Raw genomic sequence first — 15,865 nt, 5'->3', positions numbered from 1 at the left:
TAGTGGACACGATTGCCAGTCTTTTCAGCTTCATCACGACACCCGTCTCCTGGGTCATCGTCCAGTTCCACACGGTGTACGGCAAGATCTTCGGCCCTGACACCGGGTGGGCCTGGGGCCTGTCGATCGTGTCCCTCGTGATCCTGATCCGTATCTGCCTGATCCCGCTCTTCGTGAAGCAGATCAAGTCGACGCGGGCCATGCAGACGCTCCAGCCCGAGATGAAGAAGATCCAGGAGCGCTACAAGAACGACAAACAGCGTCAGTCCGAAGAGATGATGAAGCTGTACAAGGAGACGGGCACCAACCCGCTCTCCTCGTGCCTTCCCATCCTGGCGCAGTCCCCGTTCTTCTTCGCCCTGTATCACGTGCTCAACGGCATCGCGACCGGCTCGACGATCGGCGTCATCAACGATTCGCTGCTGGCCAGTGCCCGTAAGGCGCACATTGTCGGTGCCCCCCTGGCCGCGAAGTTCACGGACGGTTCGAGCAAGGTCGAGGCGCTCGGCGCCTCGCTGACCGACGTCCGGGTCGTCACCGCGGTCATGATCGTCCTGATGTCGGCGTCGCAGTTCTACACGCAGCGCCAGCTGATGACGAAGAACGTCGACACCACGGTCAAGACGCCGTTCATGCAGCAGCAGAAGATGCTGATGTACGTCTTCCCGGTCATGTTCGCCGTCTTCGGCATCAACTTCCCGGTCGGTGTCCTCGTCTACTGGCTGACCACCAACGTGTGGACCATGGGCCAGCAGATGTACGTCATCCGCAACAACCCGACGCCGGGTTCCAAGGCTCAGGCGGCCTACCTTGAGCGCCTCACCAAGCACGTCACGACGCACGGCAAGGCCCGCAAGCGCAGCGAGCGCACCATCATCAAGGCGATCGTCGCCAAGGGCCGCGACCGCAACGAGTTCGAGCGCAAGTTCATCAACGGTCTGAACAAGGCGGGCCTGGCGGCCCAGGCCGACGGCTCCGTGGTCCAGAGCGAGTCCCAGGCCGCGGTCCAGACCGAGGACGGCACGTCGACCAGCGCGGCCACCCCCAAGCGTCAGCAGCCCAAGAGGCAGAGCAAGTCCCAGCGGCAGTCGGGCGGTGCGGCGGCCTCGGGTGGCAAGGCGGCCGGTGACGCCCCGTCGTCGGAGCCGACCTCGCTGAGGAAGTCCGACGAGCCCGAGGACGCCAAACCCGCCGAACCCGCCAAGAAGCAGCCCGGCGGCGGTACCCGCAGCAAGGCCCAGTCCGGACAGCGCAAGGGTCCGCAGCGGCCCAAGTCCCCGTCCAAGAAGTAAGAAGGAGTCCATCCCGTGACGGAAGGCACCACCTCCGCCGCTGCCGAGGGCGTAGACACCCTGACCCGCCTGGAGCAGGAGGGTGAGATCGCGGCGGACTACCTCGAGGGTCTGCTCGACATCGCCGATCTCGACGGCGACATCGACATGGACGTCGAGGCCGACCGCGCCGCTGTCTCGATCATCAGCGACGTCGGCGGCCGCGACCTGCAGAAGCTGGTCGGCCGGGACGGCGAGGTGCTGGAAGCCCTGCAGGAGCTCACCCGCCTGGCCGTGCACCGGGAGACCGGGGACCGCAGTCGGCTGATGCTGGACATCGGCGGTTACCGGGCCAAGAAGCGCGCCGAGCTCTCCGAACTGGGCGCCAAGGCCGCCGCCGAGGTCAAGAGCTCCGGCGAGTCCGTGAAGCTCGATCCGATGACGCCGTTCGAGCGCAAGGTCGTGCACGACGCGATCAAGGCCGCCGGCCTGCGCAGCGAGTCCGAGGGCGAGGAGCCGCAGCGCTTCGTCGTCGTGCTTCCCGCCTGATCGGTCCGTACGTTCCTCCGGCCCCGTCTGTCTGTAGAGCAGGCGGGGCCGAACTTTGTCAGCCTGATAGTTCTGGTTGTCGGCGCCCGTGCGCTGATGCGGTACGGAAGGACGGTTCCCCGTGACGGAGGCAGCGGAGCTCCCGCCTGCGCCCGAACAGGCGCGTGAGGTGTTCGGCGATCGCTTCGACGACGCGGTTCGCTACGCGGAGCTGCTCGCCGAGGCGGGGGTGCAGCGCGGTCTCATCGGCCCGCGTGAAGTGCCCCGCCTCTGGGAGCGGCATCTGCTGAACTGTGCGGTGCTCTCGGAGGTGGTTCCCGAGGGCGTGACGGTGTGCGACGTCGGCTCCGGCGCCGGTCTGCCCGGCATTCCCCTGGCGCTCGTACGCGAGGATCTGAAGATCACGCTGCTGGAGCCGCTGCTGCGGCGCACCACCTTCCTGACCGAGGTCGTGGAGCTGCTGGGCCTGGACCATGTGACGGTCGTGCGTGGCCGTGCCGAGGAGGTCATGGGCAAGCTGACCCCCGTGCATGTCGTGACAGCGCGGGCCGTGGCTCCGCTCGATCGACTGGCGACGTGGGGCGTCCCGCTGCTGCGTCCCTACGGCGAGATGCTCGCCCTCAAGGGCGATACCGCGGAGGAGGAGCTCAAGGCGGCAGGTACGGCACTGAGCAAGCTCGGCGCCGTGGAGACCTCCATCCTGCATGTGGGTGAGGGCGTGGTAGACCCGCTGTCCACGGTGGTGAGGGTCGAGGTCGGGGAGAGTCCCGGTGGTGTGCGTTTTGCGGCCAAGCGCGCCAAGGCGGCCCGTACCGGCCGCATTCGTCGACGTCGCTGATCCGTCCTGCCGACGAGACGTACTCCACACAAGCTGCCAAACCTATGCATGCCGGAGTGTCGCGGCAGAACGGGCACGGTCGCCCTGCATCGTGTTTCACGTGAAACGTCGCTCACTGCTGCACGGCATCATCAGCCGCGGCCGGGCCGCCGCCGAACCCCGTGACCGAAAGCCTCTCGGGTCACTCGGAGAGGTAACGGAGTTGTCCACAGAGGTGGATTTCTCCACAGAACAACAGGCCTCACTGGTTCACGACCCCGAAGACATGGGAGGCTCTGTTCATTGCGAGCCTGAAGTCGAGGAGAGTGAATCCTTGCGGTCCGACGCCAACATCGCGGGACCGATGACCGATCCGGTCCCCGGTCCCCGAACCGAGTCGATGGGGGAGGATGTTTCACGTGAAACACCGCCCCCGATGGACGACACTCCGATCGGTCGTGCTGCCCAATTGGCGGTAGAGGCTTTGGGCCGTGCCGGCGAGGGCCTGCCACGGCCTGAGCAGACCCGGATCATGGTCGTCGCCAACCAGAAGGGCGGAGTGGGCAAGACGACGACGACCGTCAATCTTGCCGCTTCGCTTGCTCTGCACGGCGGCCGTGTCCTGGTCGTCGACCTCGACCCCCAGGGCAACGCGTCCACGGCGCTGGGTATAGACCATCACGCGGAAGTGCCGTCCATCTACGACGTCCTGGTCGATAGCAGGCCGCTGGCCGAGGTTGTCCAGCCGGTCCCCGATGTCGAAGGCCTCTTCTGTGCCCCCGCCACCATCGATCTCGCCGGCGCGGAGATCGAGCTGGTGTCCCTGGTGGCACGTGAGAGCCGACTGCAACGAGCGATCCAGGCGTACGAGCAGCCCCTGGACTACATCCTCATCGACTGCCCGCCCTCGCTTGGCCTGTTGACGGTCAACGCGCTGGTGGCTGGTGCGGAGGTCCTCATCCCGATCCAGTGCGAGTACTACGCACTCGAGGGCCTGGGCCAGCTGCTGCGTAACGTCGACCTGGTGCGGGGCCACCTCAACCCCACCTTGCACGTATCGACCATCCTGCTCACCATGTACGACGGTCGGACGCGCCTTGCGTCCCAGGTCGCGGACGAGGTGCGTACTCACTTCGGTGACGAGGTGCTACGGACGAGCATTCCTCGCTCGGTCCGTATCTCCGAGGCGCCGAGCTATGGCCAGACGGTGCTGACCTATGATCCGGGATCGAGCGGCGCCCTGTCCTACCTTGAGGCGGCGCGAGAGATCGCGTTGAAGGGAGTCGGCGTCAGCTATGACCCGACTCAGGCGCACATCGGCGCACAGAGCAACCCGAGCATGGTGGAGGGGATCCAGTGAGCGAGCGACGGAGGGGTTTGGGCCGTGGGCTCGGCGCATTGATCCCCGCTGCCCCGACAGAGAAGACGCCGACCCCGGCGGCTATGGGAGGCGCTGGTTCCGCCTCCCCGGCGGCCGTCCCGGTGCTGACGACCGACCGTGGGGTGGCTGCGGCGAAGGTGGCCACGCTGCCGCCTGTTTCACATGAAACCGAGGAGCCGTCGGTCAACGGCTACGTGGAGACGCCCGCGCCGCCCATGGGCGTCCACTTCGCGGAGCTCCCCCTCGACTCCATCACGCCGAACCCGCGCCAGCCGCGTGAGGTCTTCGACGAGGACGCCCTTCAGGAGCTGGTCACCTCCATCCAGGAGGTCGGCCTCCTCCAGCCGGTCGTCGTGCGGCAGTTGGGTCCCGCTCGTTACGAGCTCATCATGGGCGAGCGGCGTTGGAGGGCATGCCGTGAGGCGGGCCTGGAGGCGATCCCGGCGATCGTGCGGGCCACCGACGACGACAAGCTTCTCTTGGACGCTCTCCTGGAGAACCTTCACCGTGCTCAGCTGAATCCGCTGGAAGAGGCAGCCGCCTACGACCAGTTGCTGAAGGACTTCAACTGCACGCACGACCAGTTGGCGGACCGTATCGGCCGGTCCCGCCCGCAGGTCTCCAACACACTGCGTCTGCTGAAGCTCTCACCTGCGGTCCAGCGCCGGGTGGCCGCCGGAGTTCTCTCCGCCGGACATGCCCGGGCGCTGCTCTCCGTCGACGACTCGGAGGAGCAGGACCGGTTGGCCCACCGGATCGTGGCCGAGGGACTCTCGGTGCGTGCCGTCGAGGAGATCGTGACCCTCATGGGATCGCGGCCGCAGACCGCTCAGCGCTCCAAGGGGCCGCGTGCTGGCGCCCGGGTTTCCCCGGCGCTGACCGAACTCGCGACCCGTCTCTCGGACCGCTTCGAGACACGGGTGAAGGTCGACCTGGGACAGAAGAAGGGCAAGATCACGGTCGAGTTCGCCTCGATGGAGGACCTCGAGCGCATCCTCAGCTCCCTCGCCCCGGGTGAAGGACCGGTTCTGCAGAAGAGCCTGCTGGACGACGGGGCCGAGGAGACGGAAGCCTGAGCCCGGCTCTGCGGCACCGCCAGGGCCAGGCATGAAGAGCGGGCCGTGTCCGGTGTGTACCGGACACGGCCCGTTCTTTGCTTTCAGGCGGTATCGGTGGAATCGCTGTATGGATACGATGCGAATGGGTGTGGCACATCCACCCGGCAGTACCTCTGAGGAGGGGCAGGGGCCATGCGAACGATGAGCCGAAGCGGACTGGTGAGCGCGGGCCTGGGACTGGGGGCGGTCGGCGGATTCGTCGGCAGCCTGCTCAGGGAACGGAGCGCTTTGACGGCCGCCCGCGACGCGGCGGGCGAAGGAAGCGAGGATCAGCCTTCATGGGGCGTCGGCTCGTACCGCTCACGCTGGACAACCTTCCGGACCTCCCCCGGCGTTGCCGCTCGTGTGTCTTCTGGGAGCTGGACCCCGTCAGCGGAGAAGCCGCGATAAAAGCGGGGACACCTGCTCTGGAAAAGGAAGCCTGGATCTCCGCCGTCCTTCTCGACTGGGGATCGTGCGGTCGAGTCGTCTACGTGGACGACGTACCGGTGGGCTTCGTCCTCTACGCCCCTCCCGCGTACGTTCCTCGCTCGACGGCGTTTCCCACGAGTCCTGTCTCTCCGGATGCCGTCCAGTTGATGACGTCGTTCATCATGCCGGGCTATCAGGGACAGGGCCTGGGCCGCGTGATGGTGCAGACGGTCGCCAAGGATCTGCTGCGGCGCGGCTTCAAGGCTATCGAGGCCTTCGGTGACGCTCGCTGGAAAGAGCCCGCCTGCCTGCTTCCCGCAGACCATCTCCTTGCCGTGGGCTTCAAGACGGTCAGGCACCACCCCGCCTATCCGAGGCTGAGGCTGGATCTGCGCACCACGCTCTCGTGGAAGGAAGACGTAGAGATGGCACTGGACCGGCTTCTGGGAGCGGTACAGAAGGAACCAGCGCTGCGTCCCCTGTAATGCGATGGGGCCGGCCCTTTCGGGCCGGCCCCATCGTGTTTCACGTGAAACATCACTCGGCGATGAAGTCCTCAAGGTCGCGGACGATCGCGGCCTTCGGCTTGGCACCGACGATGGTCTTGGCGACCTCGCCACCCTGGTACACGTTCAGAGTCGGGATGGACATGACGCCGTACTTGGCGGCCGTACCCGGGTTCTCGTCGATGTTCAGCTTGACGATCTCGATCTTGTCGCCGTACTCGGCGGCGATCGCCTCGAGGGACGGCGCGATCTGACGGCACGGTCCGCACCAGGCGGCCCAGAAGTCCACCAGGACGGGCTTGTCGCTCTTCAGGACGTCCTGCTCGAAGGAATCGTCGGTCACATTCTTCAGGGTGCCGGCCACGGCGGGCTCCTTAACTGGGTTGGTGCGGTGGGGCGGGATGGGGGTCAGACAGCGGTCTTCTCGGGCTCGGCCTTCTCCTCGTCCGCGAGGGCGGCGAGGAAGCGCTCGGCGTCGAGAGCGGCGGAGCAGCCGGTTCCGGCCGCGGTGATCGCCTGGCGGTAGGTGTGGTCGACCACGTCACCGGCGCCGAAGACACCGGTCAGGTTGGTGCGGGTCGAAGGCGCTTCCACCTTCAGGTAGCCCTCACCGTCCAGCTCGAGCTGGCCCTTGAACAGCTCGGTGCGCGGGTCGTGGCCGATCGCGATGAACAGGCCGGTGACCGCCAGGTCCGAGAGTTCGCCGGTCTTGAGGTTGCGCAGCTTCAGACCCGAGAGCTTCGGGTCGCCCTGGATCTCGGCGACCTCGCTGTCCCACACGAACTTGATCTTCGGGTCGGCGAAGGCTCGCTCCTGCATCGCCTTGGAGGCGCGCAGGGTGTCACGACGGTGGACGATCGTCACGGACTTGGCGAAACGGGAGAGGAAGGTCGCCTCCTCCATCGCGGTGTCACCACCGCCGATCACGGCGATGTCCTGGTCCTTGAAGAAGAAGCCGTCACAGGTGGCACACCACGAGACACCACGCCCGGAGAGAGCGTCCTCGTTCGGGAGGCCGAGCTTGCGGTGCTGCGAGCCGGTGGTGACGATCACGGCCTTCGCCCGGTGCACCGTGCCCGAGGTGTCGGTGACGGTCTTGATCTCGCCGGTCAGGTCGACGCTGACGATGTCGTCCGGGACGAGCTCGGCACCGAAGCGCTCGGCCTGGGCGCGCATGTTGTCCATGAGCTCGGGGCCCATGATGCCGTCCTGGAAGCCGGGAAAGTTCTCCACCTCGGTGGTGTTCATCAGCGCGCCGCCGGCGGTGACGGCGCCCTCGAACACCAGCGGCTTCAGCGACGCGCGCGCGGTGTAGAGCGCCGCCGTGTAGCCGGCGGGCCCGGAGCCGATGATGATCACGTTACGGACGTCGCTCACAGCTAGGTTCCTCGTCTCTGGACTGCGTCGTCGGACCGGTGGAGCCCACTCAGAACTCTCACCCCACCCAACGGATCCTAAGGGGCGCGCATTCCCGGTGTGTCCGGGCACACGGAGAGGCCACACCGTACGCATTACGACGCAGGACGGAGACGAAGCGTGCGTGCTCAAGAGCGCGCGTAGGACTGCTTCAGCAGAACCTTCGCGGTGCCCGTCGGTGCGTTCTTCACGCACGACGCATCCATGATGTAGGCGGTGACCCGGGTGCTGTCAGAGGGGTCACGCAGCACGACGAGAACCGCGTCCGTGCCCTTGTAGACGCCGTCCTCGGTTGCGAGCGGCGAGTCACTGGTGTGAATGCCGTTCTGGATGCACTGCGGGACCTCAGGCGTCACGAGGATGCGGGGATCCCCGGAGCCCGGGACGTTGTTCGCGCCCATGCTGGTATGCGGAGTCCGAGACCCGCCGCCGCTTGCACTCTTCTCGGTGAGAAGATCCGAGACCTGCTTCTCGAGCCCGCTCGCGGAGAAGGTGTCGGCGGTGGTCGCCTGTCCGTGTGGCGCGTCGGTCGGCTTGCCGTCGTCCAACGCCGACAGCAGAACGGTGCCGAATCCCAGTGCGGCGACCGTGAAGACGGCGCCGAGGACGGCAACCTTGCGGCGTTCGCTCCTCTTGCGGTCCTTGCGGTCCTTGCGGTCCTTGCGGCCGGGTCCGGTGGTGGCAGTATGGGCATGCCCCGTGGGGCGGACGGCGGCGGACGATGTTTCACGTGAAACATGCGTCGTCTCGACCGGCGCCGGTGCGTTCACAACCTCGGGAGCAGTTGCCTGCAGGAGAGCTTCCGCGGCGAGGGCGGCGTCGATCCTACCGGCGATGTCGGCGGGCATCTGTGGTGGACCTGGCAGTGTGCCGAGCAGCCCGCGGATCTCCTCCAGCGACGCGTGCATGTCCGCGCAGAGTTCGCACTCGTCCAGATGCCGACGTACATCTGCAGTCCTGGAGGCGGGGAGGAGGCCTTCGGTGAGGTCGGAGATCTCCGCGACGTCCGGGTGCCCGGCTGTGTCTGTCGTGGAAGTCACGCTCGCCCACCTCCGCCCTTCACTGCAGCTGAATCGCTTGGTCCCGCATCTGGCGGGCCTTCTGACGGAGGCCCCGCTGCGGGTGGGACGGATGTCCCCTGCGTCCGGTTCCGTCCAGCGCCCGCTTCTCTGCCGTCTCCGGCTCTTTCCGGCCGCAGATGAGTGAGAAGGGGGAGCAGTCTGGCTCTGCCTCGGGCACAGCGGCTCTTGACCGTCCCCGTCGGCACGTCGAGCATGCGGGCGGCTTCGGCGACCGGGTAGCCCTGCATGTCCACCAGGACGAGGGCGGCCCGTTGGTCGGGCGGGAGCGTGCCGAGGGCCTCCAGGAGCTGGCGGTGGAGGTCGTTGCGCTCTGCGGGCGCCGAAGCGGACTCGTGCGGCTCCAGGAGCTGCTCCAGGCGCTCGGTGTCGTCCACGGGAGACGTCTTGCGGGAGGCCACCTTTCTGGCCCGGTCCAGGCAGGCGTTGACCGTGATCCGGTGCAGCCAGGTCGTGACCGCGGACTGGCCCCGGAACGTGTGCGCGGCGCGGTATGCGGACACAAGGGCGTCCTGAACGGCGTCAGCGGCTTCCTCGCGGTCTCCGAGCGTGCGGAGGGCGACGGCCCAGAGCCGATCCCGGTGCCGCCGCACGAGCTCGCCGAAGGCGTCGGGGTCGCCGTCTACATGAAGGGCCAGGAGGTCCTGATCGCTGGTGTCGCCGTACGCGGTGTCATCTGCCATCGGACCCCCCTCCTCTCCCCGTTAACTGGCGATCTTGATGTCTGCCACCCGGCCGCGGTAATTGCCTTCTTCCGTCAGCGGCAGCTTGGTCAACCAGATCAGAAGGTAGCGAGACTTCACGGCCTTGTCCGGCTTGAGCGGGACTCCGGTACCGGAGCCCTGCGCGACCTTCGTGTAGGCATCGAAGCTCGTGGGCCTGGAGCTCGCGTCGCTGGAGGCGGCGCGCAGTTCCACAGACGTGTCGCCCATGAACGTGACGGTGACCTTGCCGATGTCCTGGACCTTGCCGAGGTCGAGAATGATCCCGAGGCCCGGCTTGAGGTTCCCGAAGTCGGCGCCCTTGTAGAAGTCCGTCTGCCAGTACGACGAGGTGTCGTTGTCGTAGGCCTTCTTTATGTCGTTGGGCTTCTCGGATCCGTCGCCGAACGGGTCGAAGTCGAATCCCTTGGCGATGGCGATGGGTGTGCTGGCTGCCTTGGTGGGGCTCTTGTCGCCGTCGTCGGTCGTCTGCGTCTGGTTCTCGTCCGACTTGCCGCCCCGGTCCATCAGCGCGTCCGCGAGCTGCCAACTGCCCAGGCCCAGCGCGGCGATGAGGAGGGCGGAGACCGCCCACTTCAGGGCCCGGCCGGTGCGGCTCTGGAGGGGTGGAGGCGGGGCCGGGACCGGCTGAGTGACGCCGGGGTGCGGTGTCGGACGGCCGTACGTGCCCTGTTGGTACGTCGTGCGCTGGTACTCGGGCGGGGCCGTGAACGCCGGCTCCGGCGGGCGGATGCGGGGCATCTCACCGATCGCCTTGACCAGTTCCTCGGGTGTGGTGCACGCCGACTCGTGCCGCGAGGCGGTCGCACCGTCGTTGGCGAGCGCCCGCATGGACAGCTCGGACAGCCCGCGGTGGACACCCGCCCGCACCTGGTCGGGCGCGATGAGACCGACGTCCTTGGGCAGACCGGCCAGACCGTAGGCGTCGTTCTCGTACGGCCACCGCTGGGTGAGCGCCGCGTACAGGAGCGCGCCGATCGCCTCCGTGTCGGTGCGCTGTGGAGTCTCCGAACTCGCGCCCCGCAGCGCGGCGTTCACGGCGAGGCCGCGGATGCGCCACTGCCCGCTCGACGTACGCAGGATCGCGTTCGGGTTCAGTCGCAGATGCGCGAGCCCCTCGCGATGGGCCGCGGCCATGGCGGACGCCACCTGACTGACCATCTGGTAGGCGTCATACACCTCCAGCGGGCCCGGAGCGAGGAGCGCGGTCAGCTCGGTCGCGTCAGGCAGCCATTCGTGGACGACATAGACGAGGTCGTTCTCCTCGACGGCGTCGAGGACCTGGACGAAGCGCGGGTCGCCCAGCAACGCGGACGAACGGGCCGCGGCCAGGACGGAACGCGCCCGCGCATGGTCGGCGGGCAGGATGTGCACGCCGACGGCCCGACGGAGTTTCTCGTCGACGGCACGCCAGCTGCTGAATCCGTCCAGACGGGTGACGCACTCCTCGAGACGGTACCGTCTGGCGAGTTTGTGGCCGCTGTGCAACTCCGGCGGTGACGCCTTGCCAGGACTCTCGGTCCCGCCACTCCCCTGTGCCTCGACGCCTTCCGTGTCCCGCTCCCGGTTCTTGGCCAGGCCGTCGGCCGTGGACTGGTCCGCCTGGGCGGTCAGCGGTTCGTCACCGCTGTTGTCTGCCACGTCGACGGCAGCCGTGCTCCGTTCCGCCACCGTCGTTCCCTGCCTCCCCATACGTTGCGCGCCGTGCGACGCAGAATCCAATTGTGCCCACAGTCCGACGCTATGCACGACACACAGTGGCGGACGATGGTTGTGCGCGTACCCCTGCCTCAGCGCCCCAGACGCCCCCGGACCATGCCGACCAGTGAGTTCAGCTCCTCGATCCGCATCTTGCGAGCGGCGACGAAGAAGATCCCGAGCAGAACCGCTCCACCCGCGATCAGAGCGGCGAACGAACCGACGACTCCCTGGCCGAGCGAGTGACCGATGCCGTAGCAGGTCGCACCGCTCAGCAACGCCGCCGGTACCGAGGCGATGCAGAGCCGGGCGTAGGTCCGCAGGACGCGGTTGCCGTCCAGGTCGCCGCCGAGGCGCTTACGCAGCCGGTTCCAGGCGACGCCGACGCCGATCGCGTAGGCGAGACCGTACGAGGCAGCCATGCCCGCCACGGCCCAGCGCGGTGGCAGCACCATGTAGCACAGCGCCGAGGCACCCGCGTTGACCGCTGCCACGATGACCGTGTTGTAGAAGGGGGTGCGGGTGTCCTCGTAGGCGTAGAAGGCGCGCAGGACGACGTACTGCACGGAGTAGGGGATCAGGCCAAGGGCGAAGGCCATCAGCATGAAGCCCATGTTCGTGGCCTCGCTGATACCGGACGAGCCGAAGATCAACGTGCACATCGGAATGCCGAGGGCGACGAACCCGAAGGCGATCGGCACGATCGCGACGGCAGTGGTGCGCAGGCCCTGGGAGATGTCGTCACGGACTGCGCCGCCGTCCTCCTCGGCCGCCGAACGGGCCAGGCGCGGCAGCAGAGCCGCCATCAGGGAGACGGTGATGATGGCCTGCGGCAGGCCCCAGATGAGTTGGGCATTGGCGTAGGCGGCGAAGCCGGTGCCGTCGACCGGCGAGGCCTTGCCCGCCGCAGTGGACAGCTGCGAGACGACGATCGCGCCGGCCTGGTTGGCCAGGACGAACAGGACGGTCCACTTGGCGAGCGTCACGGCCTTGCCGAGGCCGTGGCCCCGCCAGTCGAAGCGCAGCCTCATCCGGAAGCCGGTCTCGCGGAGGTACGGGATCATCGCCAGTGCCTGGACCACGAGGCCGAGCAGTACGCCGATGCCCAGGAGCCGCTGCCCCTCCGGCGGAATGTTCGTGACCTTCATGCCGGAGTCGGCCGCGGTGCCGTAGACCCACATGAACATGCCGAGCGTCACGATGATGACGATGTTGTTCAGGACCGGGGTCCACATCATCGCGCCGAACTTCCCTCGCGCGTTGAGGATCTGCCCCATCACCACGTGGATGCCCATGAAGAAGATCGACGGCAGGAAGTAGCGGACGAAGGTGATGCCGACCTCGTTGGCCGCCGGGTCGCCGGCCACCGAGTCGGACAGCAGCCGGATCAGGAACGGGGCGCCGAGGACGGCGAGCCCAGTGAGTACGCCGAGCGCCACCATCACCAGGGTCAACAGCCGGTTGGCGTACGCCTCGCCGCCGTCCTCGTCCTCCTTCATGGCACGCACCAGCTGCGGCACGAAAACGGAGTTGAGGCCGCCGCCGACGGTAAGGATGTAGATCATCGTCGGCAGCTGGTAGGCGACCTGGAAGGTGTCACCGAGCAGACCGACACCCAGCGCCGACACGATCAACGCCGAGCGAACGAAGCCGGTGAGACGCGAGACCATCGTGCCCGCGGCCATCACGGCGCTCGACTTCAGCAGGCCCCCGGCCTTCTTTCCGGGAGCAGGGGAGGCATGCGCCGTCGCAGCAGGCGCGGTACCGAGATTCATGGTCTCGTCGGCCGAGGGAGCCGGGGCCGCGGCTGCCTGGAACTGCGGTGCCGACGATGGCGACGACCCGCCCGGTGCCGGCGTCGGCGCCGGCACCGACGGGGGATCCGTCGGACGGCCGCCACCCTGCTGCTGGTCCCGGAAGAGATGGGCGAAGGCGTCCGGCTCGTGGCGTTCCTCGCCGGCCTGACTCATGAGGTCGTCGACCCCCACGAACTGGGTGGTGCGAGGGTTGTCGCCGTACGGCAGATATTGCGTCGGACCCTCCGGCTCGGGCGCCGGGGTCTGTGCCCACACGTGCGGGTCGGGGGCGTAGGGGGACTGGGGCGGCTGGGAGTACAGCGGCTGCTGGGGCTGATAAGTGCCGGGGGGCGGCGGGGGATGCGCGGCACGGTCGTAGAGAGCCTCGGCGACCGGGTCCTGGGCAGAGAGGTCCTGCGCACGGTAGGGGTCCTGGTCGTACGCGTCCTGGAGATACATGTCCGCGGGAGCCTGCGGCGGCGCCTGGTCAGGCTCGGGCGGCGGCCCCTCGGGGCGAGCCGAGCTGTCCGCGCCCTGACCGCGATCACCGTCGTACGGCGCGTTCATGGTTACCCCACCTCATCGTCCCGGGCCCACCGGCCACGACATCCTCAACGGTCCACTCTCTCACCCGTGCCGGACGGGTCGGCGCTTTCCGTTGCGGTGTCCGCTGTCAGGTCACTCGGCTGCTCCGGGTCGCCTGCCCCGGTGCCGGTGCCGGACTCCTCCTTGAGACGGTCCTCGGGGCCTGCGGGGTTCTCCGGACCGTCCACGGTTTCGGCCGCCTCGTCGTCGGGGCCGTTCTGCTCGGCCGCACGGGCGGCCGCCCGCTTGCGCTGGGTGTACATACGGAAGCCTGCCAGGACCAGCAGCAGGACACCGCCGCCGATGACCAGCATCACCGTGGCCGTGAACTCGGTGACCTTCACGTCGAACTTGACGGCGTCGCCGTACGGCTGGCCGTCCTCTGTGTACAGCTGGGCGACCACCGAGGCCTTGCCGTTGGCGTTGGCCGTCGTGGTGAACTTCACCGTCTGGCTGTGGCCGCCCGAGACCTCTACCGGCTGCTCGTAGTAGGAGGAGCCACCGATCTCGAGCCGGTTCGGGCTCAGCGAGGTCAGCCGCAGCCTCAGGTGCTCCACACCCTGAACCAGGTTGTTCTGGACCGTCACGGGGATCGTGGCGCTGCGGCCGGAGAGCTTGGTCTCCGACTTGTCGATCAGGCTGACCTGGGAGATCAGTTCGTCGAGGTAGGCCTCGACGTCGTTGCGGAAGTCGCTCGCCTCGATGGCGCGGCCCCGCCACGACGTGGACATCTCGCGGTTCACGGCCCGTCCGAAGGGGGTCACGACGCGGGACTGGTCCGAGAGGATCACCTTGAAGTTGTCGAGCTTGTTCTGTGTGCTGGCGATCTGCTGGAAGGCCGGCTTCGGCAGCTCCTGCTTGCGCAGCGACGAGGGGTAGGCGAAGGCCGAGGGCACCTTGGTGGTGGCCTCGGGGTCGGGCTTGGCCGCGGCCGCCGCCGCGAGCTTCTGCGTCTGGGACCAGTTCCCGCCCTGCAGAGCGGTGATCGCTTCGGCCATGGCGTCGGCCTGGCTCGCCGTGGGCGTGCGCTGGGGGGCGACGAGGATGCTGCGCTGCTTGTCCGTCTGGAGGTCGAGAGCAAGGCTCTGGGCGAGGAACCGCTGAACGGCGAGTGTGGCGGAGGAGGCCCTCGTGAGATCACCCTGGAACGCCGTCGACAGCCGTGCGTCCGCGACGACCGCCGTGGTGCCGCCACCGATGGGTCGGGCCGCGGAGGGCGTGTACGACAGTCCGGCGGTCTCCTGGAGACTGTCGCTGCGAGCGATCACCTTGTCGGCCCCGGCGGAGGTGGCGACCTTGACGATCGACGGGTCCACCGCGCCGTTCACCGGCCAGGCGAAGTCGGTGCTCGGTGTCACGTGGAGCACGGTCCTCACCGTGGTGGCCGCGACATCGGTGGCCTCGTCGAGGTGGCTGAGAGAGCCGGTGACGCTCGTGCCGTTGTGGGCCAGCGAGGCGAGGTCGGGGTCGGCGAAAGGCAGCGCGACGACCTCCTTGTCCTCCACCGCTTTCTGCAGCCTGGCCAGCCACTGCTTGGCGAGTGCCTGGTGGGTGCCCGCGGTGGTGGTGTCGCCCTCGCCCTGGATCCGGTAGCTGCGGGTCATCGCGTCGACGGACGCCAGCAGGTCCGGGTCGATCACCCAGGTGACGTCCAGGTTCTCGCCGAGCGACAGCATCTGGTCCAGGCGGCCGCCTGCCGAGATCTCCTCGGCGAGGTCGTCGTTGAGGAAGACCGGCGTCTGCTGCGCGTTCGAGCCGGTCTCAGCCGTCATGTGCACAGTGGAGATCAGTGGCCACAGGAAGGTGGTCTTCGTCTTCGTGTCCACTCCGTCGGACTGCCAGGGCAGGAAGGTCCGCTGGATGCCGAGCGTCCGGTCCCACGGCTGCGCGGAGGTCTTGCCCGAGAGGGAGACAGCGAACTGATAGACGCCGGCGTCGCCGAGGACCAACTCGTCGACCGGCACGGAGATGGAGAAGGGCTCGGCCACCCCGGGGGTCAACTTCGCGAACTTCGCCACATACTTGCCGCCGACCTCGGATCCCGTGGTGCCCTGGAGCGAGTCCTTGTCTTCGGTGACGGTGTCGATCGACGAGCGGGTGTTCAGCTCCGGGCCCACCTGCAGTCCCACATGGGCGGCCGTGACGGCCTGCTTGCCGTTGTTGGTCACCGTCCCCGATACGGTGAGCGTGTCACCGTCCGTAGGCGCGCTGGGGCTGAGTGTGTCGACCGCGACGGACACGGATCCGGAGTCGTCGGCGGCCTGAGCGGGCGCTGCAGTGGTCAGCTGGCACAGTCCGGCCAGCAGAGGAGCCCCTGCGAGCAGGGCCCCGGTACGCCGCAGCCAGCGGCGGGCAGGTGAGGGACTCGTCCCCTGGAAGTCTGCCGCCTCGGCCACGCGCTCGCCCGTCCCTCGTCGTCAGTGGTCGTCGGAATGTGCGTCCACGCATGGTAACGATGCACGCTGAGGGGAAGTGCCGCGGACTGCTCTACAAGATCGGAGGACACTACCGCACTG

13 protein-coding genes are annotated in these 15,865 nt (G+C 67.8%); 6 read left to right on the top strand and 7 right to left on the bottom strand.

Going from position 1 to position 15,865, the window contains the following annotated elements:
* The first annotated feature begins 2 nt into the window (after positions 1 to 2).
* The 6 genes from yidC (at position 3) to QF027_RS24525 (ending at position 6,032) form a co-directional block, all read left to right on the top strand.
* Complete coding sequence (gene yidC, locus QF027_RS24550; protein ID WP_307077092.1) at positions 3 to 1,292, top strand: membrane protein insertase YidC; 1,290 nt, start codon at positions 3 to 5, stop codon at positions 1,290 to 1,292.
* Between the two features lie 15 nt (positions 1,293 to 1,307).
* A complete protein-coding gene (locus QF027_RS24545; RefSeq protein WP_306978914.1) occupies positions 1,308 to 1,820 on the top strand; it encodes a Jag family protein in 513 nt (170 codons plus the stop codon).
* Positions 1,821 to 1,941: 121 nt separating this feature from the next.
* On the top strand, positions 1,942 to 2,658 hold the full coding sequence (gene rsmG, locus QF027_RS24540; protein WP_306978917.1) for a 16S rRNA (guanine(527)-N(7))-methyltransferase RsmG: 717 nt from the start codon (positions 1,942 to 1,944) through the stop codon (positions 2,656 to 2,658).
* Positions 2,659 to 2,923: 265 nt separating this feature from the next.
* Positions 2,924 to 3,997, top strand: coding sequence for a ParA family protein (locus QF027_RS24535; protein ID WP_306986617.1), 1,074 nt, complete (start codon positions 2,924 to 2,926; stop codon positions 3,995 to 3,997).
* Entirely contained in the window at positions 3,994 to 5,094 is a 1,101-nt protein-coding gene (locus QF027_RS24530) for a ParB/RepB/Spo0J family partition protein (RefSeq protein ID WP_307077090.1), read from the top strand. Before QF027_RS24535 ends, QF027_RS24530 begins: the two co-directional genes overlap by 4 nt.
* A gap of 320 nt (positions 5,095 to 5,414) precedes the next feature.
* Complete coding sequence (locus QF027_RS24525) at positions 5,415 to 6,032, top strand: GNAT family N-acetyltransferase (RefSeq protein WP_306978921.1); 618 nt, start codon at positions 5,415 to 5,417, stop codon at positions 6,030 to 6,032.
* A gap of 52 nt (positions 6,033 to 6,084) precedes the next feature.
* Here the strand turns inward: QF027_RS24525 and trxA are convergent, their stop codons facing one another.
* The 7 genes from trxA to QF027_RS24490 form a co-directional block, all read right to left on the bottom strand.
* A complete protein-coding gene (trxA, locus tag QF027_RS24520) occupies positions 6,085 to 6,417 on the bottom strand; it encodes a thioredoxin (protein WP_007383275.1) in 333 nt (110 codons plus the stop codon).
* Between the two features lie 44 nt (positions 6,418 to 6,461).
* Positions 6,462 to 7,430 carry a thioredoxin-disulfide reductase gene (gene trxB, locus QF027_RS24515; RefSeq protein WP_266562422.1) on the bottom strand — a complete coding sequence of 323 codons (969 nt, stop codon included), beginning with the start codon at positions 7,428 to 7,430 and terminating at the stop codon, positions 6,462 to 6,464.
* A gap of 167 nt (positions 7,431 to 7,597) precedes the next feature.
* Positions 7,598 to 8,509 (bottom strand): anti-sigma factor family protein, encoded by a 912-nt coding sequence (locus tag QF027_RS24510; protein ID WP_307077087.1) that lies wholly within the window; start codon positions 8,507 to 8,509, stop codon positions 7,598 to 7,600.
* Positions 8,506 to 9,231 (bottom strand): RNA polymerase sigma factor SigM, encoded by a 726-nt coding sequence (sigM, locus tag QF027_RS24505; RefSeq protein WP_306978928.1) that lies wholly within the window; start codon positions 9,229 to 9,231, stop codon positions 8,506 to 8,508. Before sigM ends, QF027_RS24510 begins: the two co-directional genes overlap by 4 nt.
* 21 nt (positions 9,232 to 9,252) lie before the next feature.
* A complete protein-coding gene (locus QF027_RS24500) occupies positions 9,253 to 10,941 on the bottom strand; it encodes a protein kinase family protein (protein WP_307077085.1) in 1,689 nt (562 codons plus the stop codon).
* 119 nt (positions 10,942 to 11,060) lie between these two features.
* Positions 11,061 to 13,331 (bottom strand): murein biosynthesis integral membrane protein MurJ, encoded by a 2,271-nt coding sequence (gene murJ, locus QF027_RS24495; RefSeq protein WP_307077083.1) that lies wholly within the window; start codon positions 13,329 to 13,331, stop codon positions 11,061 to 11,063.
* 44 nt (positions 13,332 to 13,375) lie between these two features.
* On the bottom strand, positions 13,376 to 15,745 hold the full coding sequence (locus QF027_RS24490) for a DUF6049 family protein (protein ID WP_307077081.1): 2,370 nt from the start codon (positions 15,743 to 15,745) through the stop codon (positions 13,376 to 13,378).
* Positions 15,746 to 15,865: the final 120 nt, after the last annotated feature.

Source organism: Streptomyces canus (genome assembly GCF_030816965.1).
Taxonomy (GTDB): domain Bacteria; phylum Actinomycetota; class Actinomycetes; order Streptomycetales; family Streptomycetaceae; genus Streptomyces; species Streptomyces canus_E.
The sequence above is the reverse complement of the archived record's forward strand: the minus strand, read 5'-3'. Positions and strand labels throughout refer to the sequence as shown.

Bases quoted from the DNA above. Each gene is read 5' to 3' on its own strand.
- QF027_RS24535 (WP_306986617.1), top strand. From the start codon at position 2,924: ATGGGAGGCTCTGTTCATTGCGAGCCTGAAGTCGAGGAGAGTGAATCC.
- QF027_RS24525 (WP_306978921.1), top strand. From the start codon at position 5,415: ATGGGGCGTCGGCTCGTACCGCTCACGCTGGACAACCTTCCGGACCTC.
- sigM (WP_306978928.1), bottom strand. From the start codon at position 9,231: ATGGCAGATGACACCGCGTACGGCGACACCAGCGATCAGGACCTCCTG.
- murJ (WP_307077083.1), bottom strand. From the start codon at position 13,331: ATGAACGCGCCGTACGACGGTGATCGCGGTCAGGGCGCGGACAGCTCG.